The organism is Kribbella pratensis (assembly GCF_004365355.1).
In the GTDB taxonomy this organism is placed as follows: Bacteria; Actinomycetota; Actinomycetes; order Propionibacteriales; family Kribbellaceae; genus Kribbella.
In genome coordinates, this window is sequence record NZ_SODP01000005.1 from 19230 (window position 1) to 38396 (window position 19167).

A 19167-nucleotide genomic window follows, 5' to 3' on the forward strand; every position below is an offset into this window, starting at 1 on the left:
GGGTATCTGTTGCTGACAACGATGTCACGCCCACCTCACTCCGCCCAAGGTTGGTCCCGCCCATGCGTCGTCCCGTCCGTCGTCCCCTGCCGTCCCGGCGCGCGAGCCTGCTGCTCGCCGGCGCCCTGATCGTCGCAGTCGCTCCCACGGCTCACGCCGTGCCCTTACCGTCGCCGTCGCCTTCCTCGGGCGGCTCCGGCGTCCGTCCGACGACTGCCACGCCGCCGGATCCGTTGGCTGCGGGCCTGCGTGCGCCTGCCGCGGTCGGGAGGAGCCGGATCACCGCGAGCTCTCTCGATCCGACCGAGCAGGTCGATCCGTTGATCGGTACGTCGAATGCCGGGAACGTCTTCCCCGGTGCCGTCCTGCCGTTCGGGATGTTCTCGTTCAGCCCGGAGACGAGCCGCGGGAACGCGTACCGGACCGCCGCACCCGGTGGGTATCTGTACAGCGCGAGCAAGATCCGTGGGTTCAGCCTCACGCATATGAGCGGGACCGGGTGTGCGGGTGGTTCGGGGGATATCCCGATCTTCCCGTTGGCGGGTGAGGTGACGAGCTCGCCCCAGAGTGATGCGAAGGACGAGACCTACGCGTCGACCTTCAGCCACGCGAACGAGGTCGCCAAGCCGGGGTACTACAAGGTCGGACTCGACTCCGGCGTGACGGCCGAGCTGGCTGCGACGACGCGGACCGGGTCGGCGGCGTTCACGTTCCCGGCCGACAAGGCCAAGACGCTGATGTTCCGTACGTCGAACTCCGAGGTCGGCTCGAGCGACGCACAGGTCAGCATCGACGCAGCGCACCGCACGGTCAGCGGATCGGTGACGAGCGGCAACTTCTGCGGCTACCTGGCCAGCGTCGGGCAGCGCAGCTACTACACGCTGCACTTCGTCGCCGAGTTCGACCAGCCCTTCAAGAACCAGGGCACCTGGACCGACACCACGGTCACGCCAGGGAGCACCCAGGCGAGCGGCGGTACGACGTACGGCACGGACGGCTGGATGCCGGCGAACAAGGGATCAGGTGGTTATGTCGGCTTCGACAGCGACAACGTGACGATGCGGATCGGCATCTCCTACGTGAGCGGTGCCAACGCTGCGGCGAACCTTCGCGCCGAGAACCCGCGCGGTACATCCGTCGCGATGACTGCCGTGAAAGCCAAGCAGGCATGGCGGAAGCAGCTCGACCGGATCGAGATCACCGGCGGTACGACGGACCAGCGCACGACGTTCTACAGCGCGCTGTACCACGCGTCGCTGCACCCGAACGTGTTCAGCGACGTCAATCACCAGTACTGGGGTTTCGACCAGAAGGCGCATTATGTGTCGCGCGGACAGGTAGCGCAGTACGCGACGTTCTCCGGGTGGGACGTCTATAGGTCGCAGCTGCAACTAGTTACCTTGCTCGATCCGGAGCGTGCCGGAGACATCGCGCAATCGTTGCTGAACCAGGCCACGCAGAACGCCGGTGTCTGGGACCGCTGGACGCATGCCTCCGGCAGCACGTCGGTGATGACGGGCGACCCGTCAGCGCCTGCGGTGGCCGGCATCTATGCGTTCGGCGGTACGAACTTCGACGCTCGTGGCGCATTGCGCTCGCTGGTGAAGGCTGCGACCGTACCGACCGCGAAAGACCTCAGCTCAGCCGGTAAGCCGGTCATGACGATCGGGCAGCGGCCGTCGCTCGACAAGTACCTCGCACTGCACTACGTCCCCACCAAGTCCAACGCGTGGGGCGGTGCGGTCGAGACGCTCGAGGACGTGACCGACGACTTCGCCTTGGCCCAGCTGGCACAGCGCACCGGCGACAAGCCGACGTACAAGCAGTTCCTGAGCAGGTCGCAGTACTGGCAGAACGTGTTCAACCCGGACAACGGCGGCTACGTGCAGAACCGCGACGACAACGGCGCCTGGCCGGCGTTCACGCCGTCGACGTACGACGGGTTCGCCGAGGGCAGCAGTGCGCAGTACACGTGGATGGTCCCGCACAACCGGGCCGGACTGGTCGACGCGATCGGCGGTGTAGAGGCGACGAACCAGCGGCTGGACGCGTTCTTCAAGAACCCGGACGGGACGTGGGCGCTGACCGGTGCGGGCGAGCTGCACGCCGAGATGGACAACGAGCCGTCCATCAACACACCGTGGATCTACAACTACACCGGCCGGCCGTACCAGACGCAGGAGACGTTGCGGCAGGCAATGAACCAGCTGTGGAACACCAGCACCGGCGGGATTCCCGGCAACGACGACCTTGGTGCGATGTCGTCCTGGTACGTGTGGACCGCGCTGGGGCTCTACCCGGACGTGCCGAGCCGTGCGGAGCTTCAGGTCGCCGCGCCGCTGTTCTCACGTGCAGTGATCCACCGGGGCAGCCGGACGATCCGGATCAACGCTCTGGGCGCAGATGCGCAGTACGTGCAGTCGTTGAAGGTCAACGGGAAGTCGTCGACCAAGCCCTGGCTGCCGGAGTCGTTCGTCCAGCAGGGCGGGACGCTGGACTTCAAGCTGGGTACTACGGCCAACACCTCGTGGGGGTCCGCAGCCAAGGACGCACCACCGTCGTGGCGGACCGGTGAGATCCCGTTCCAGACGTCCACCGACACAAGCCGGGTCGTCGTTGCCCCAGGCGGCACCAGCGCGCCGATCGCTGTGCAAACTCACCGACTAAGTGGGACCGCACAGGACGTCACCTACACGATCAACGCACCTGCTGGTCTCACTGCGACACCTACTACTGGCACCTTCCACGTGGACAAGGTCGGCAGCGCGTCGGTGACGATCACTGCTGCAGCTAGTACGCCGGACGGCCGCTACCCGGTCACGGTGTCGATGAAGGCGGCGGACGGTACGGCGTTGCCACAGGTCGGTTTCACCGTGGTTGTCGGTCAACCGAACTCGTTCTTCGTACTGCGGGAAGGCGTGGGCATCTCCGACGACAACGGGGACCACACCGAGGCGGACTACGACGGCGGTGGCGTCAGCTACTCCCGCCAGGCGCTCGCGGCCGCCGGTCTAACACCAGGTGGTACCGGAACGGTGCAAGGCCTCACCTTCACATGGCCCGACGTGCCGGCCGGCGACCCCGACAACGTGCCTGCCGACGGTCAACTGCTCAGCTTGAACCTGCCAGCCGGTACGACGAAGCTGTCGTTCATCGGCAGCGCGGTCAATGGCAATCAGCAGACGACTGCGACGCTCAACTACGCCGACGGCAGTAGGTCGCCGATCGACCTGTCCTTCAGCGACTGGACCCTTGGCGGTGGCGGCGACACGCTCCACTACGGCAACCTCATCGTCGCGACCACGCCGTACCGCAACGAATCCGGCGGCGGGAAGGACAACGTCACCACGCACATCTTCGCCACCGCGCCTGTGACCCTGCCCCAGACCCCGGTGAGCATCACGCTGCCCAAGAACCGCGACCTACGGCTCTTCACCGTGGCCTCGTAGTCAGCGACCGACAGTTTCGCCGCCGTCCTCCGCGAGGGCGGCGGCGACCTGCCGGGCGTTGGCGGCGAACTCGTCCTCGGGGATCTTCGGCAGCATGTCGTCCCAGGCCGCGATCATCGCGCCGCGGAGCTGCATCATCCCGAGCGGTCGCGCCATGAACCACAGGTGGAAGTGCTCGCTGCCGTCGCCCCACCGGTTGAAGTGCGTCCGCGCGACGCTGTCGATCCCCTGGATCGCCTTCGCCACCCGCTGGATCATCGGCCCGAGCGTCGCCGTCAACTCCGCCGGCAGGTTGTCGAGCCGATAATGCTCCTGCGGCTCCAGCACCGCCACGAACGGCAAGCCGGTAGGACCGAACGCCTTCAACGACCACTGATCGTCCCGCCAGATCACAAACCCGTCCGGATCCGCACACTTCGCACACGGCTTCCCACCAGGCTCACCAGCCCGCGGCGGCTCAGGCAGCACAGGCTCGGCCAACGGCACAACCTGCACATCCCCCTCGAACGGAAAGAACGGATGCCCGACCAACGGCTCGGGCGACATCCGCTCGCCGTACGGGAGCCTGCGGTGGTATTCGGAAGGCAGCATGCACCGCACTCTGCCGCAGAATCGGTTCATGGAGAAGCCGGAGTTGGCGGCGTTGCTGGGGATGGAACGGCATCCGGAGGGTGGGTGGTACAGGGAGACGTGGCGGTCCGGGATCGAGTTCGAGCCGGAGGGGTACGACGGGTCGCGGGCCAGTGCTACCGCGATCTACTTCCTGCTGGCACCGGGGGAGGAGTCGCGGTTGCACCGGGTGCGGTCGGCGGAGATCTGGTTGTGGCACTCGGGCGGACCGCTGACGTTGGAGTACGGCGACGAGTCCGTCGTGCTCGGACCCGACGTACGAGCGGGACAGCAGCCGCAGGTGGTGATCCCGCCGGGCGCGTGGCAGACCGCGCGGCCCGCCGGTGACGAGGCCGTGCTGGTGTCCTGCGTCGTGTCACCGGGCTTCGACTTCGCCGACTTCACGATGCCGTAGCCGGTGCCCCTGGCAACTGTTGCCAGGGGCACCGATCGCGACTACAGCTGCGGTACGGCGGCCTCCCCGGTGCTCAGCTCCGGCAGGTGCTCGCGGACCATGAAACCGCCCGCGCAGACGATCCAGATCGCCGTCAGCAGCAACGGGACCGTGGTCATCAGGAACCCGCCCGCAACCCACGTGCCACTGGTCGCGAACACGCCGAACGCCCCGGCGAACGACACGACAGCGGCCAGCAGGGCGAGGTACCCGAGCCAGTTCGGCATCACGTGCGTGCGCATCACGCCGATCCCGGCAGCCGCCAGCGGCAGCGCCGCGGCGAAGCCGATCATCGTCGTCATCACCGCGCTCAGCTCGTACAGCGTCATCGTGATCGCCGGGTCCCGCCCGCCGATCTCGAACGCGGTCGCCGCCGTCAGTGCGGCATTCACGAAGATCGCGCTGCCGACGAGCACCGATCCGGCCAGCAACGCAAGGTGTACGTCGCTGCGCTCGGCCCGCTCGCGGATCGCCTCGGCGAAGGCGGCCGCGAACCAGATGACCAGTCCGGCCGCGGCAGCCCACATCAGCGAGCTGAACAGGATCGTGGTCCGGTGGTCGGTGAGCCAGCCCGAAACCGTGCTGTCGGAATCACCGACCGTCGGAGGATTACCGGGCAGGAACCTGCCCAGCATTGCCAGGACGACGAAGGCCAGTCCGGCGAAGCCGCCCCATCGCAACTCGTGTCGCTCGGTCATGGGGAAACACCTCCAACGTGCACCGCGCCATGTGGTGCACCTACTGCTGATGTTCCCTCGATCCCGGGCGGAATCAAGCTCTACACGAGCACAGTTGCCAGCGCCTCGTATCCGGGCAGCAGGTCGATCCCTTCCCGCCCGAGCTGCTGGATCGCGACATGGTCCGCGCCCGCGTCCAGGTGCGCCTTCAGGCCCTCCGCGACCTCGACCGCCGAGCCGTGCAGGACCATCGCGTCGACGAGCCGGTCGCTGCCGCCGTCGGCGAGGTCGTCGTCGGTGAACCCGAGCCGCTTGAAGCTCGAGGTGTAGTTCGACAGCTGCAGGTACGACGCCAGCCGGTCCCGCGCCGTCGCCCGCGCGATCTCCGGATCGGTCTCCAGCACGATCATCTGCTCCGGCGCGAGCAGCACCCCGCCGCCGAGGATCCGCCGCGCTTCCTTCGTGTGCTCCGGCGTCGTCAGGTACGGCAGCGCCCCGGCGGTCCGGGTGCCCGCGACGTGCAGCACCTTCGGCCCCAGCGCGGCCAGCGCCCGCCGGTCGGCCGGCACCTTCGCGTCGTCGAGCTCGTCGAGGTAGCTGACGATCGTCTCGTACGGCGACCGGTAGTCGTCGTTGCGCTCGCGGTGACCGATCCCGACGCCGAGCAGGAACCGTCCCGGGTGCTCGTCCTCCAGCCGGTGGTACGACGCGGCGACGTCGGCCGCCGGCGACTTCCACATGTTCACAATGCTGGTGCCGACAGCAACCGAAGTCGTTGCGGCGAGCAACACCTCGGCGTCGCGCAGGCCGGTGTCGGGCGAGGCGCCCAGCCACAGCGTGCCGTACCCCACCTGCTCCAGCCCCGCCGCCAGTTCCGGGCCGAAGTGCTGGGGTCCGTGCCAGACGCCGTACCGTCCCAGTTCGACTGCCACGCCGTACTCCTCTCGTCGATCAACCTCAGCGTGCAACCCGGGGCGGACGGGCTCCGTTTCCAAGCATCTCTGACGCCAACGAATGGCCGTCAATGATCGTTGCCAAGTCAGCCGAGGTCAGAGGAGGTCTCAGAGGAGATCAGGGCTGGCCGGTGATCGCTCCGTGTGGGGAAGCTCACCGGCCGTAGCCAGGTATCACTTCGTTCTCCGTCGCGTCATCTTCTGCGAAAGGTCGTGTCAAGATCAGACCATCCCCTCGGGTGGTATGAACCGCACGGGCTTACACTCGGCAGCGACCTGGCAGCACACCCCTCAACCGCCGGGCCCGCGGACACAACGACGTGAGCCGCACACCTGGAACGTGAAAGAAGGGCAAGTTGTGAAGGTCGGAGTACCGAAGGAAGTCAAGAACCACGAGTACCGGGTGGCGATCACCCCGTCCGGGGTGCACGAGTTCGTGCGCAGCGGGCACGAGGTGCTGATCGAGCAGGGGGCGGGCAACGGTTCGCTGATCCCGGACGAGGAGTTCGTCGCGGCCGGGGCGCGGATCGTGCCGATGGCGGACGACGTCTGGGCGGACGCGGAGCTGGTGCTCAAGGTGAAGGAGCCGGTGGCGGAGGAGTACCACCGGATGCGCAAGGACCAGGTGCTGTTCACGTACCTGCACCTCGCTGCCAGCCAGGAGACGACCGACGCGCTGCTCAAGTCCGGTATCACCGGTATCGCCTACGAGACCGTGCAGCTTCCGGACGGCACTCTGCCGCTGCTGGCGCCGATGAGTGAGGTGGCCGGCCGGCTCGCGCCGCAGTCCGGTGCGTACCACCTGATGGCGCAGGGCGGCGGCCGCGGCGTGCTGCTCGGCGGCGTGTCCGGCGTACACCCGGCCCGCGTGGTCGTCCTCGGTGCGGGTGTCTCCGGGATGAACGCGGCGGCGATCGCGCTCGGTATGCAGGCGCAGGTGCAGCTGTTCGACCGCAACATCGCCCGGCTGCGTCAGGCCGACCAGATCTACCAGGGTCACCTGCTGACGATCGCTTCCAACGCGTACGAGATCGAGCGCGCCGTGCTCGAGGCCGACCTGGTCATCGGCGCGGTGCTGGTGGTCGGGGCGAAGGCGCCGAAGCTGGTCACCAACGACATGGTCCGCCGGATGAAGCCGGGCAGCGTGCTCGTCGACATCGCGATCGACCAGGGCGGCTGCTTCGAGGACTCGCGTCCCACCACGCACGCCGACCCTGTGTACCGGGTGCACAACTCGCTGTTCTACTGCGTCGCGAACATGCCCGGTGCGGTGCCGAACACGTCGACGTACGCGCTCACCAATGTGACGCTGCCGTACGCGATCGAGCTGGCCAACCTGGGCTGGCGGGAGGCGTTGAAGTCCGACCACAGCCTCGCGCTCGGCCTCAACACCTTCGACGGTCACGTCACCTACGGCCCGGTCGCCGAGGCGCACGACCTGTCCCAGCTGAAGCTCGACGAGGTGCTGGTCTGAGCACGTCTTCGGGCACCTCGGGCATCAGCAGAGCAGTTGGCACCTACCTGGACCACCTCACGGTGGAGCGCGGCCTGGCCGCCAACACTCTGGCGTCGTACCGGCGTGACCTACGCCGGTACGACGGTTACCTCGCCTCCGTCGGGATCGACGACCTCAGCCGGATCACGGAGGCCGTCGTCGGCGACTTCCTGATGCGGTTGCGCGAAGGTGACGCGGACCATCCGCCGCTGACCGCTTCCAGTGCCGGGCGGACGGTTGTGGCTGTCCGCGGGTTCCACAAGTTCTGTGTACGCGAGGGCCTGGCCGCTGTGGACCCTGCGGCGGCCGTGAAGCCGCCTGCGCCGCCGCAGCGACTGCCGAAGGCGCTGTCTGTCGACGAAGTGACCCGGATCCTCACAGCGGCCGCAGGAGCCGAGGCCGAGCCCGCCGTACTCGCCACTCGGGACGCTGCGCTGCTGGAGTTCCTGTACGGCACCGGAGCGCGCATCTCCGAGGCCGTCGGCCTGGATGTCGACGACATCGACCTGGACGCCGGTGCGGTGCTGCTGCGCGGTAAGGGCAGCAAAGAGCGGGTGGTACCCGTCGGGTCGTACGCCCGCGACGCGCTGTCGGCGTACCAGGTCCGCGGTCGCCCTGATCTGGTGTCGCGCGGACGCGGCACCCACGCGCTCTTCCTGAACGCCCGCGGCGGCCGCCTGTCTCGCCAGAGCGCTTGGACGGTACTGCGTCGTGCCGCGCAGCGGGCTGGGATCTCGAAGGAGATCTCCCCGCACACGCTGCGTCACTCCTACGCGACGCATCTGCTGGACGGCGGGGCCGACGTACGCGTGGTCCAGGAGCTGCTCGGACATGCGTCCGTGACGACGACCCAGGTCTACACCCTGGTGACGGTCGACAAGCTCCGGGAGGTCTACGCGACCTCCCACCCGCGAGCGCTGTCGTCCTGACCCCCGGTGGCCGGACGCTGGGGACGGTGTGCGATCATCTGCTCACGGCTGGTAACTCGGAGTGGGTGATCGGCCAGGTTCGGAGCTTTGTCGACAAACAGCCCCACCCCGGTGCGGAGTGGCTGGTTGAGAGTGCTTGAATGCACGCTTACAGTCGCTGGGATCGCCCGTATCGGTTGAAAGGTTTGACGAGTCATGAACGAGTCGACATTCCCGGGCACCGAGCACGTGACAGACCACCTTTCGGGCCGCCTCCCGGGGCACCAACCGACCCCGGAGCCGGCCCAGCCGTTCAGCACGCCACCCCGCCCGGTGACGACGCCCCGGGCGCTGCCCGACAACTATGCGGAGATGCCGAAGCCGACGGCCAAGCTCACCGCGGAGGACCTTGCACCCGTGAACGACCCGAACGGCCCGCGTCACAAGATCGGGCCGACCGGCCGGCCGCTGCCGGACCTGCCGGTGCCGCAGCCACCCGCCAAGACCGGTCCGGCGCAGGTGATCGCGATGTGCAACCAGAAGGGCGGCGTCGGTAAGACGACGACCACGATCAACCTCGGTGCGGCGATCGCCGAGACCGGTCGCAAGGTGCTGCTGATCGACTTCGACCCGCAGGGGTCCGCCTCGATCGGCCTCGGCGTGCAGCCGCACGACCTCGAGCTGTCGGTCTACAACCTGCTGATGCAGCGCGACATCACGCCCGACGAGGTGATCCAGCCGACCCGGGTGGAGAACCTCGACCTGCTGCCGGCCAACATCGACCTGTCCGCGGCCGAGGTACAGCTGGTCCAGGAGGTCGCCCGCGAGTACACGCTGCAGCGGGTGCTCGACCCGATCATCCCGAACTACGACGTGATCCTGATCGACTGCGCCCCGTCGCTCGGTCTGCTCACGGTGAACGCGCTGACCGCGTCGAACGGCATCGTCGTACCGCTGGAGTGTGAGTTCTTCGCGCTCCGCGGTCTGGCCATGCTGACCGACACGATCGCCAAGGTGCAGGACCGGCTGAACCCGAAGCTCGAGATCGTCGGGATCCTCGGCACCATGTTCGACGGGCGTACGACGCACGCCCGGGAGGTCCTCGACCGGGTGGTCCAGGCCTTCGACGAACGCGTCTTCCACACCGTCATCCGGCGTACGGTCAAGTTCCCCGAGACCACGGTCGTCGGCGAACCGATCACGACGTACGCCCCCTCGTCCCAAGCGGCTACGCAGTACCGCGACCTTGCCAAGGAGGTGCTCGCGCGTTGTCCCGCCGGGTGAGCCTGCCAGGTGCCAGTGAACTCTTCGGGGGTGCGGCACCCAAGCAGACCAGACCCGAGAAGCGCACCACCACTGACGGACCGTCCACCGTACGGTCCCGTACGACGGTCGTCGACGACCGGAAGTCGAGTGGTCGGATTCGCCACGACACGAAGATCACCGTGTACGTGACGGAGGAGGAGCTGCTCGGCTTGGAACAGACCAGACTTGCGTTGCGTGCGGAGCACGGCCTGACCGCCGACCGCGGCCGGATCGTCCGTGAGGCGATCGACGTCCTGCTGGCCGACTTCGTCGACCACGGGCCGGACTCGGTGCTGGTACGGCGGCTCCGCGCGTCCGACGACCGGGCCGCGGAGCTCAAGGGCACGGAGTGACCGTGTCCTCGGACTCGTTACCGCTGGACCTCTCGGCCGACTCTGCCGACTCGGGCGACGAACCGGCTGTTGCCGAGGGCAAGGGGTTCAGTGTTCACCTGGTGAACTTCGAGGGCCCGTTCGACCTGCTGCTGCAGCTGATCTCGAAGCACAAGCTGGACATCACCGAGATCGCGCTGTCGGTGATCACCGACGACTTCATCGCCCACATCAAGGCGCTGGGGTCGGAGTGGGATCTGGACCAGACGTCGGAGTTCCTGCTGATCGCGGCCACGCTGCTCGACCTGAAGGCGGCGCGGTTGCTGCCGAAGGGAGAGGTCGAGGACGACGAGGATCTCGCGCTGCTCGAGGCACGGGACCTGCTGTTCGCGCGGCTGTTGCAGTACCGGGCGTTCAAGCAGATCGCGGCGCTGGTGCAGGAGCGGATGGCGGCCGAGTCGCGGCGGTTCCCGCGCGCGGTAGGCGTCGAGCCCCGGTTCGCGGAGCTGCTGCCCGAGGTGCTGCTCGGGATCGATCCGGCCGGATTGGCTGCTCTCGCGGCACGGGCGATGGCGCCCAAGAACGACGTACCTGAAGGGGTTTCGCTCGCTCACCTGCACGCGCCGGCCGTCACGGTGCGCGAACAGGCGATCGTGATCGTTGATCGGTTGCGGCGGCAGCGCAGTACGACGTTCCGTGCGTTGGTGTCGGACTCGCCGGACACCGTTACGACGGTGTGCCGGTTCTTGGCGTTGCTGGAGTTGTTCCGTGAGGCTGCGGTGTCCTTCGATCAGGTGACGCCGTTGGGTGAGCTCACGATCCGGTGGACAGGTACGGACGAGGGCGAGATCGACGTCAGCGACGAGTTCGACGAGGAATCCAAACCGTCCGAGGAGGAAGGCGAAGCGCCGGTAGTTGCCGAGGACACCGACTTCCTCGAACCCGGTGCCAGCGCCACCGACGAATCCGACCTACCCCCCGCCCCAGACGAGACGGCAAACCAGTGACCAACGACCCCACCCCCGAGCAGACCCCTCCCCGCGACCTGGCCCCGGAGGAAACAGCGCTCGAGCAGTCGTCAACCGACGAGCCCGCTGTGGACGCTGTGAACGCGGTGGACGAGCCGGCTGACGCCGAGGCTGCGGACGCTGGCGAGGTTGGGGAGGATCCTGCACCCGAATCGGCCCAAGATGCTCCCCAACCCTCCGAGGCACCGGACAGCGAGGACGGGGCGAGCGGCGTCCGGGGGGAGGATGAGGACCACCTGCCGGCGGGGCAGACTGAGGTGCCGGTGGGGGATGAGGTCGTTATTGATGACGACACCATGCGGCGGGCGCTCGAGGCGATCCTGATGGTGACGGACGAGCCGCTGCCGGTGCTCACGTTGGCGCGTGCGATCGGGCGGCCGACGGGGGATGTGGCGGACGCACTGAAGACGTTGGCGGAGGAGTACACCGAGCAGGGGCGTGGGTTCGACCTGCGTGAGGTCGGCGGGGGCTGGCGGTACTACACGCGAGCCGAGGCAGCGCCGTACGTCGAACGCTTCGTACTCGACGGCCAACAGGCACGGCTCACGCAGGCCGCGCTGGAGACGCTGTCGGTGGTCGCGTACAAGCAACCGGTCAGCCGGGCCCGTGTGTCCGCGATCCGCGGGGTGAACGTCGACGGCGTCATGCGAACGCTGGTAGCCCGCGGTCTGGTCGAGGAAGCCGGCGCCGACACAGAATCCCAAGCCACGCTCTACCGCACCACCAGCTACTTCCTCGAACGCATGGGCATGCAGTCCCTGGATGACCTGCCGGAGCTGGCTCCCTACCTTCCCGACATGGACGACATCGAGGAGGAGCTGGCCGCCCAAACCCTCCCACCCGCCCCAAGCTCGACAGACGACACCGCGTCAGAGGAGACGGAGTCCGCGGAGCCTGCAGACGAGACGGCGCACGCCGACGAGGTTCGGTCGGAGGACTCGGCTACTGCGGAAGACCCTACGGAGGTCTCCGAAGCTGAGGGCGTGGATGCCGACGACGACCCCGAGGACACGGAGCCTGCAGAGTCACCGGAGGACACGGAGCCTGCAGAGTCACCGGAGGACTCCGAGTCTGTGCCTGACGCAGAGGAGGCTGACGCGGAGGAGGCTGACGCGGAGAAGGCTGGCGCGGAGGAGGCTGGCGCGGAGTCCACTCAGTCGGACGAGACGCCGGATCACCTGCGGGACGCCGGGGACCGGGACGACGCGGAGGTCCGCGAGGACGCGGAGGTCCGCGAGGACGCGGAGGTCCGCGAGGACGCGGAGGTCCGCGAGGACGCGGAGGTCCGCGAGGAGGCCGAGGTCCGCGAGGAGGCCGAGGGCCTCGAGTCGGACGGCTTGGCTACTGCGGAAGACCCTACGGAGGTCTCCGAGGCTGAGGCCACGGATGCTGATGAGTACCCCGAGGGCACGGAAACCGACATGCCCGCAGCGGAAACGGCGTACGGCGACGTGGAAGATGACGGGGATGTGGAGGACGGGGGCGCGACGGATGTGAGTTCGTCGGCTGGAGCGGTGAGGTTCGGGGAGGGTGTGCGGGATGGGGGATGAGGGCGGGGTTCGGCTGCAGAAGGTTCTGGCTCGGGCGGGCGTGGCTTCCCGGCGGAACGCGGAGTTACTGATCGAGGAGGGCCGGGTCGAGGTCGACGGCCGGGTGGTGACGGAGTTCGGGGTTCGCGTGGATCCGGAGTCCGCGGTCATCCGGGTCGACGGCGAGCGGATCCCGCCGGTCAGTGCGAACGTCTACCTCGTCTTCAACAAACCGCGCGGCGTCGTCAGCACGATGTCCGACCCACAAGGGCGCCCCTGCATCACCGACTACGTCCAGGATCGCCCCGAGCGCCTCTTCCACATCGGCCGGCTCGACACCGACACCGAAGGGCTCCTGCTGCTCACCAACCACGGCGAATTCGCGCATCGCCTCGCGCACCCGTCGTACGAGGTCTCCAAGACGTACGTCGCCGAGGTCGACGGCAACGTCAAACCCGGCGTGCTGCGGACGCTCCTCGACGGCATCGAGCTCGACGACGGCCCGGCCCGCGCGGACACGGTGAAGATCGTCTCCACCGTCCCCGGACGCACGCTCGTCGAGATGAGCCTGCACGAGGGCCGCAACCGCATCGTCCGCCGCATGTTCGACGCGGTCGGCCACCCGGTCAAGCGCCTCACCCGCACCGCCATCGGCCCGGTCCGCCGCGGCAACCTCCACACCGGCGAACTCCGCGACCTCAACCAGAAAGAACTGGGCCAACTCCTCGACCTCGTCGACCTGTAACCCCGCCGCCGATCACGCCTGACCATCTGAGGGGTCAACCCTTGAGCTGGTGGGTTCGGCCCCCTGCATACGAGGTGCCAACCCACCAGCTCAGGGGTTGACCCCCCAGATTGTCGGTTAGCCCGTTGCATGCAGGGGGAACAACCGACAATCTGAGGGGTCAACCCCTCAAATGGCCCGAAGCCGAGGCGCCGAGCCGCGCGTCTGTGCGGGGCGCCGGTGCGGGGCGTCTGTGCGGGGCGCCGAGGCCGGGGGTGGTGGGCTGGGGTGGCAGGCCGAGGGCGGTGGGGAACTAGCCCAGGTTGGCTTCTTCGGGTACGACGACCTGGTCGACCATCGCCTGGATCTGTTCGGCAGGCAGCGCGACCGCGAGCGCCCAGAAGTAGATGACCAGGCTGAAGACCGCCGTCACGAGCATGTCCCACCACAGCGGGAACCACGGGTGCTTCAACGGGCCGAAGTCGCTCAGGTAGACGATCAGCCCCATCCCGACCAGGTACACCGGCAGCCACTGCGCCGCGCGCAGATCGAGCTGGGGCACGATCGGGTTGAGCTTGAAGATGCGGTTGCCGATCAGGATCACATAGCCGAGCAGGATCGCTACGCCGAGCTTCCAGTCCGTCATCCACCCGGACCACAGGATCAGCAGGTTCGCGACCACGAACGCCAGCGGCGACAGCCACGTTGCCCCAGGCAACCGATACGGGCGGCGCGCGGTCGGCAGCCGTCGGCGGAACACCCCGAGCGACAACGGCGCACCGGCGTACATCAGCACACTCGCGCTCGTGATCAACCCGACCAGCGAACGCCAGCTCGGGAACGGCAGGAAGCAGATGCACCCGATGATGAACGCCGTGATCAGTCCGACCCACGGAACGCCACGCCTGTTGGTCCGCTCGAACACCGACGGCACGTACCCGTTCCGGCTCAACCCGTAGGACACCCGCGAGCTACCGGTGATGTAGATCAGCCCGGTACCGCCAGGCGAAACCACCGCGTCGATGTACAGGATCGTTGCCAGCCACCCCATACTCAGCAACGTCGCGACCTGCGCGAACGGTCCCGTCATCGTCGTGTACGCCGCGTGCGCCCACGTGCCCTGGATCTGGTCCTTCGGCAGGGCTGCGATGAACACGACCTGCAGCAGGATGTAGATGACCGCGCCGATCACGATCGACCCGATCACCGCACGCGGGATGTCGCGCCGCGGGTTGCTGCTCTCGCCGGCCAGCTGGTCGGCCTGCTCGAAGCCGAGCAGCGCGAAGATGATGCCGCTGGTCGACACCGCGGACAGGATGCCCTTGGCGCCGTACGGGTTGAAGCCGTCGGCGGCGGTGAAGTTGCTGCCGTGGAACTGGACCACGGCGAGCGCGAAGATCGTCAGCAGCGGGATGCCGACCTTCCACCAGGTCGCCGCGCTGTTGGTCCGCGCGAGCAGCCGGATGCTGAGGAAGTTGATCGCGGTGATCGCCGCCATCAGCAGCACCGCCACCACGATCCCGGACGCGGTCAGGACGTGTTGTCCGTTGACCGTCTTCAGCCAGCCGTTCGCGAACGAGTAGTGCTGGCCGTAGGTGATCATCGCCAGCACCTCGATCGGCGCCACGGTGGCCGCCTGCAACCAGGAGAACCAGCCGAACGACGCACCGGCCGCGCCGCCGAACGCGTAGTGCGGGAAGCGCGCCGTACCGCCGGAGACCGGGTACATGCCGCCGAGTTCCGCGTGCACGAGCGCCAGGATCAGGATCGCCGTACCGCCGATGACCCAGGAGATGATCGCCGCGGGGCCGGCGGTGGACAGGGCGCCTTGTGCGCCGAACAACCAGCCGGAGCCGATGATCGATCCCTCGGACGCCCAGATCAGACCGATGAAGCCGATGTCACGCTTCAGGCCCGGCCGGCTCTGCCGAGCGGAAGGTACTGCTGCGGATGTGGCCATACCCAGAACCATGGCGCGCTCCGGCCGGACGATGCAGTGAGGGTGTCCGCCGTCCTGGCCCCCAGCCAGCCGGTATTCGCCGTACCCGCTGGTTGGCAGAGGGGTTGGGTGCCTGCTGCGACGACGGGACGTGGCGCCGATCGCATGCTGGGCAGGAGAGAACCCTGCGGCGATCACGAAGGACGCGAGATGCGAACACCACCGAGAGCTGTCGCGCTGGCCGGACTCACGCTCACATTGATGGCGGGTCTGGTTGCCTGCGGCAATAACAACAACAGTTCGTCCGGGAGCAGCAGCGCGCCGCCGCCGAACACCAAGGTCGGCGTACTCCTTCCCGACACCGCGTCCTCGCCGCGCTGGGTCTCAGCCGATCCGAACGAGCTGCGCAAGCAATGCGCGGCCAACAAGCTCACCTGCTACATCGACAACGCGAACAACAGCGCGACGAACATGGAGTCCCAGGCGCAGGCGCTGATCAACCAGGGCGTCGGCGTCCTGCTGGTCACGAACCTCGACTCGGGGTCCGGCAAGGCGATCGAGTCGCTCGCCAAGCAGCACAACGTGGTGACGATCGACTACGACCGCCTGACCACCGGCGGTACGGCGGAGTACTACGTGTCCTACGACAACGTGAAGGTTGGCGAGGACCAAGGTACGGCGCTGACCGCGTGCCCGCAGGTCGCCGGCAAGAGCGCCGTCGGGTACGTCGACATCGACGGCGCACCGACCGACAACAACGCAACGTTGTTTGCCCAGGGCTACAACTCGGTCCTGTCGAAGCAGGCCGGCTGGACCAAGCTCGGTGAGCAGACCGGTAACTGGGACCCGGCCACCGCACAGACCGTGTTCACCACGATGCTCGGCCGGCACCCGAACCTCAACGCCGTGATGGTTGCCAACGACACCATGGCGCAATCGGTCATCAACGTGCTGAAGTCGCAGGGCCTGGCCGGCAAGGTCGCGGTGTCCGGACAGGACGCCACCGCAGGCGGTCTCGACAACGTGATGGCCGGCACCCAATGCTTCACGATCTACAAGCCGGTCGCCGGCGAGGCCGATGTGGCGATCAAGCTGGCGGGCCAGATCCTGTCCGGCCAGAAGCCGACCGCCCCGGCAACGATCAAGGACCCGACCAACGGTCGCGAGGTCCCGTCGTACCTGGCAGATCCGACGGTCATCACCAAGAAGAACGTCGCGCTGCCGGTGACGGACGGCTACGAGACAGCGGCGTCGGTGTGCCCGACGCCCGCACTGGTGAAGCTCTGCAACGAGAACGGCATCCACACCCCGTGAAGACACTCGAACTACGAGGCGTCGGCAAGTCGTTCGGTCCGGTCGTCGCGCTGTCGGGAGTCGACTTCAGCGCCGAGGCCGGTGACGTGACCGCTCTGGTCGGCGACAACGGAGCGGGCAAGTCGACGCTGGTCAAGTGCATCGGTGGCATCCACCGCATCGACACCGGCGAGATCCTGGTCGACGGTACGCCGCAGCAGCTGCACGAGCCGCGCGACGCGGCGCGGCTCGGCATCGAGATCGTCCACCAGGATCTGGCCCTGGCCGACAATCTCGATGTCGTCGGCAACATGTTCCTCGGCCGCGAACGGGTCGGCCGGCTGCACACGCTCGACGAGAACACGATGGAGCAACTGGCCTCGCAAACCCTTGCCTCGTTGGGAGTCCGGACGGTTCGCTCGGTCCGGCAGCGAGTCGCAAGCCTGTCCGGCGGCCAGCGGCAGACCGTCGCGATCGCGAAGTCCGTGCTCTGGAGTTCGAAGATCGTCATCCTCGACGAGCCGACCGCGGCCCTCGGCGTCGCCCAGACCGAGCAGGTGCTGGATCTGGTACGCCGATTGGCGGATCGCGGCGTCGCCGTCGTACTGGTCTCGCACAACATGAACGACGTCATGCAGGTCGCCGACTCGATCGCTGTCCTGTTCCTGGGCCGGATGGCCACCCAGGTACGGCGAAAGGAGGTCACCCAGACCCAGGTCGTCGAGCTGATCACCAGCGGCCGGTCCGGGGAGCTCGGACTGCCGGCCGAGTCGAGGGGAGCGACCCAGTGAACGTGCACGCCGAACCGGTGGTCGCCGACAAGAAACCGCAGCACGAGCCCGTGCCGGCGCCGTTGATTGCTTACGTGCGCGACTACCTGGCAAGACTGCGGGGCGGCGAACTCGGATCGGCTCCGGCGATCGTCGGGCTGGTCGTGATCACCGCGTTCTTCGCGATCGTGCACCAAGGCTTCCTGAGCGCGTACAACCTCGAGGCGCTGGTGATCCAGGCCGCTCCGATCATCGTGATGGCGATGGGGCTGGTCTTCGTTCTGCTGCTCGGCGAGATCGATCTGTCCGCCGGGACGACCGGCGGTCTCTGCTCCGCGATCATGGCTGTGCTGTTGCTGCGGCACGGGCAGCCTTGGTGGATCGGCGTACTCGCGGGTCTCGCCGTCGGGCTGGTGATCGGGTTCGTGATGGGGTGGTTGCGGGCGCGGGCCGGCATTCCGTCGTTCGTCATCACGCTGGCGACGTTCCTGGCGTTCCAGGGACTGACGCTGATCCTGATCGGCGGTCAGGGCTCGGTGATCCTGCCGACCGGTTCACCGCTGATCGCGCTGGAGAACAGCTTCGTTCCGATCTGGCTCGGCTGGACCTTGCTGGGGATCTTCGTCCTCGGGTACGCCGCGATCAAGCTGATCGACGCGCGCGGACGCCGGCAGAGCGGACTGCCCGCGACACCGGTCGTCGTGATCGTGGCGAAGGTGGTTGTGGTCGCGTTGCTGGGTAGCGCGTTCACGTACGAGATGGGAATCAACCGCAACCTGATCACCAACGCGTTCTTCAGCAACAAGGCGCAAGGCGAGCCGTGGGCCGTCGTACTGCTTGTTCTGCTGTTCGTGGTCTGGCACTTCACCCTGAGCCGCACTCGCTACGGCCGGCATGTGTACGCCGTCGGCGGCAACGAGGAGGCCGCTCGTCGGGCCGGTGTCGTGGTGTCGCGGATCCGGATCTCCGTGTTCGTGATCTGCTCCGGCATGGCGGCCGTTTCCGGCATTGTCGCGGCGTCGCTGCTGCAATCGGTGCAGTCGAACGCGGGCGCCGGGAACACCCTGCTGCTTGCGGTCGGTGCAGCGGTCATCGGCGGTACGTCGTTGTTCGGCGGACGCGGCCGGATGATAGACGCAGTACTCGGCGGCCTGGTGGTTGCCGTCATCATCAACGGGATGAGCGACCTGATCCAGGGCTCGAACTCGTCGGGCTACGAGTGGGTCGTCACGGGCGCAGTCCTCTTGCTGGCTGCCGGCTTCGACGCCGTCGTACGCCGCGGGCGCTCGAGCTAGACCGTGTGCTCGAGCTAGACCCTGTGCTCGAGCTAGACCCTGTCCAGCAGCCTCTGGATCGCGGCGGCCGAGAGTTTCGTCTTGGGCACGAAGCCGATCGCGGGGCTCGCGGCAATCAGGTCCGCGTAGTCCTGCTCGGCGTGCGTGGAGATCAGGATCATCGGCGGCGGCGAGCCGGCGGACCGCAACTGCAGGATCAGGTCGAAGCCGCTCTCGTCGCCGAGGTCGATGTCGACCAGGACGACGTCCGGACGCAGGTCGTCGACCAGCTCACCGGCCTCGGCGGCCGACGTCGCCGTACCGACGACTGTGACGCCTTCGCGCAACAGCAGGCCGCGCGCCGCCTCGAGGAAGTGCCGGCTGTCGTCGACGATCAGGCACCGCATGGATCCAGGATTGCAGGCACA

At 67.6% G+C, this 19167-nt stretch carries 17 protein-coding genes; 12 read left to right on the plus strand and 5 right to left on the minus strand.

Going from position 1 to position 19167, the window contains the following annotated elements:
• Nucleotides 1-62 precede the first annotated feature (62 nt).
• Nucleotides 63-3449 (plus strand): GH92 family glycosyl hydrolase, encoded by a 3387-nt coding sequence (locus tag EV653_RS38195; RefSeq protein ID WP_134111112.1) that lies wholly within the window; start codon nucleotides 63-65, stop codon nucleotides 3447-3449.
• On the opposite strand, the gene EV653_RS38200 is transcribed toward EV653_RS38195, so the two are convergent.
• The gene (locus tag EV653_RS38200) at nucleotides 3450-4040 is read right to left on the minus strand and encodes a hypothetical protein (RefSeq protein WP_134111114.1); all 591 of its coding nucleotides are present in this window, start codon (nucleotides 4038-4040) and stop codon (nucleotides 3450-3452) included.
• A gap of 28 nt (nucleotides 4041-4068) precedes the next feature.
• On the opposite strand from EV653_RS38200, the gene EV653_RS38205 reads away from it, so the two are divergent.
• Entirely contained in the window at nucleotides 4069-4473 is a 405-nt protein-coding gene (locus EV653_RS38205) for a cupin domain-containing protein (protein WP_134111116.1), read from the plus strand.
• A gap of 41 nt (nucleotides 4474-4514) precedes the next feature.
• Here EV653_RS38205 and EV653_RS38210 read toward each other — a convergent pair whose 3' ends face one another.
• On the minus strand, nucleotides 4515-5210 hold the full coding sequence (locus EV653_RS38210) for a hypothetical protein (RefSeq protein WP_134111118.1): 696 nt from the start codon (nucleotides 5208-5210) through the stop codon (nucleotides 4515-4517).
• An 80-nt stretch (nucleotides 5211-5290) separates the two neighbouring features.
• Nucleotides 5291-6121, minus strand: coding sequence for an LLM class F420-dependent oxidoreductase (locus tag EV653_RS38215; protein ID WP_134111120.1), 831 nt, complete (start codon nucleotides 6119-6121; stop codon nucleotides 5291-5293).
• A gap of 379 nt (nucleotides 6122-6500) precedes the next feature.
• On the opposite strand from EV653_RS38215, the gene ald reads away from it, so the two are divergent.
• From ald to EV653_RS38250, 7 genes are all read left to right on the plus strand, one after another.
• On the plus strand, nucleotides 6501-7616 hold the full coding sequence (ald, locus tag EV653_RS38220) for an alanine dehydrogenase (RefSeq protein WP_134111122.1): 1116 nt from the start codon (nucleotides 6501-6503) through the stop codon (nucleotides 7614-7616).
• 23 nt (nucleotides 7617-7639) lie between these two features.
• Entirely contained in the window at nucleotides 7640-8566 is a 927-nt protein-coding gene (gene xerD / locus EV653_RS38225) for a site-specific tyrosine recombinase XerD (RefSeq protein ID WP_202872063.1), read from the plus strand.
• Between the two features lie 195 nt (nucleotides 8567-8761).
• Nucleotides 8762-9829: a ParA family protein gene (locus tag EV653_RS38230; RefSeq protein WP_238160730.1), complete on the plus strand. Its 1068-nt coding sequence runs from the start codon at nucleotides 8762-8764 to the stop codon at nucleotides 9827-9829.
• Nucleotides 9814-10203 (plus strand): hypothetical protein, encoded by a 390-nt coding sequence (locus EV653_RS38235; RefSeq protein WP_134111127.1) that lies wholly within the window; start codon nucleotides 9814-9816, stop codon nucleotides 10201-10203. The genes EV653_RS38230 and EV653_RS38235 overlap by 16 nt, the downstream gene beginning before the upstream one ends.
• Before the next feature lie 2 nt (nucleotides 10204-10205).
• Complete coding sequence (locus EV653_RS38240) at nucleotides 10206-11189, plus strand: segregation and condensation protein A (RefSeq protein WP_202872029.1); 984 nt, start codon at nucleotides 10206-10208, stop codon at nucleotides 11187-11189.
• On the plus strand, nucleotides 11186-12760 hold the full coding sequence (scpB, locus tag EV653_RS42820) for an SMC-Scp complex subunit ScpB (protein ID WP_370359410.1): 1575 nt from the start codon (nucleotides 11186-11188) through the stop codon (nucleotides 12758-12760). The genes EV653_RS38240 and scpB overlap by 4 nt, the downstream gene beginning before the upstream one ends.
• On the plus strand, nucleotides 12750-13484 hold the full coding sequence (locus EV653_RS38250; RefSeq protein WP_134111131.1) for a pseudouridine synthase: 735 nt from the start codon (nucleotides 12750-12752) through the stop codon (nucleotides 13482-13484). Before scpB ends, EV653_RS38250 begins: the two co-directional genes overlap by 11 nt.
• 292 nt (nucleotides 13485-13776) lie before the next feature.
• On the opposite strand, the gene EV653_RS38255 is transcribed toward EV653_RS38250, so the two are convergent.
• Complete coding sequence (locus tag EV653_RS38255; RefSeq protein WP_134111133.1) at nucleotides 13777-15423, minus strand: APC family permease; 1647 nt, start codon at nucleotides 15421-15423, stop codon at nucleotides 13777-13779.
• Between the two features lie 189 nt (nucleotides 15424-15612).
• Here EV653_RS38255 and EV653_RS42410 point away from each other — a divergent pair, with 189 nt between their 5' ends.
• Genes EV653_RS42410 through EV653_RS38270 form a run of 3 tightly spaced genes read left to right on the plus strand, consistent with a single transcriptional unit; the run spans nucleotide 15613 to nucleotide 18760 of the window.
• Entirely contained in the window at nucleotides 15613-16716 is a 1104-nt protein-coding gene (locus EV653_RS42410) for a sugar ABC transporter substrate-binding protein (protein ID WP_134111135.1), read from the plus strand.
• Complete coding sequence (locus tag EV653_RS38265; protein ID WP_134111137.1) at nucleotides 16713-17486, plus strand: ATP-binding cassette domain-containing protein; 774 nt, start codon at nucleotides 16713-16715, stop codon at nucleotides 17484-17486. Before EV653_RS42410 ends, EV653_RS38265 begins: the two co-directional genes overlap by 4 nt.
• Nucleotides 17483-18760, plus strand: coding sequence for a sugar ABC transporter permease (locus EV653_RS38270; protein WP_202872031.1), 1278 nt, complete (start codon nucleotides 17483-17485; stop codon nucleotides 18758-18760). Before EV653_RS38265 ends, EV653_RS38270 begins: the two co-directional genes overlap by 4 nt.
• 32 nt (nucleotides 18761-18792) lie before the next feature.
• Here EV653_RS38270 and EV653_RS38275 read toward each other — a convergent pair whose 3' ends face one another.
• Nucleotides 18793-19146 (minus strand): LytR/AlgR family response regulator transcription factor, encoded by a 354-nt coding sequence (locus EV653_RS38275; protein WP_134111139.1) that lies wholly within the window; start codon nucleotides 19144-19146, stop codon nucleotides 18793-18795.
• Between the last annotated feature and the right edge of the window lie 21 nt (nucleotides 19147-19167).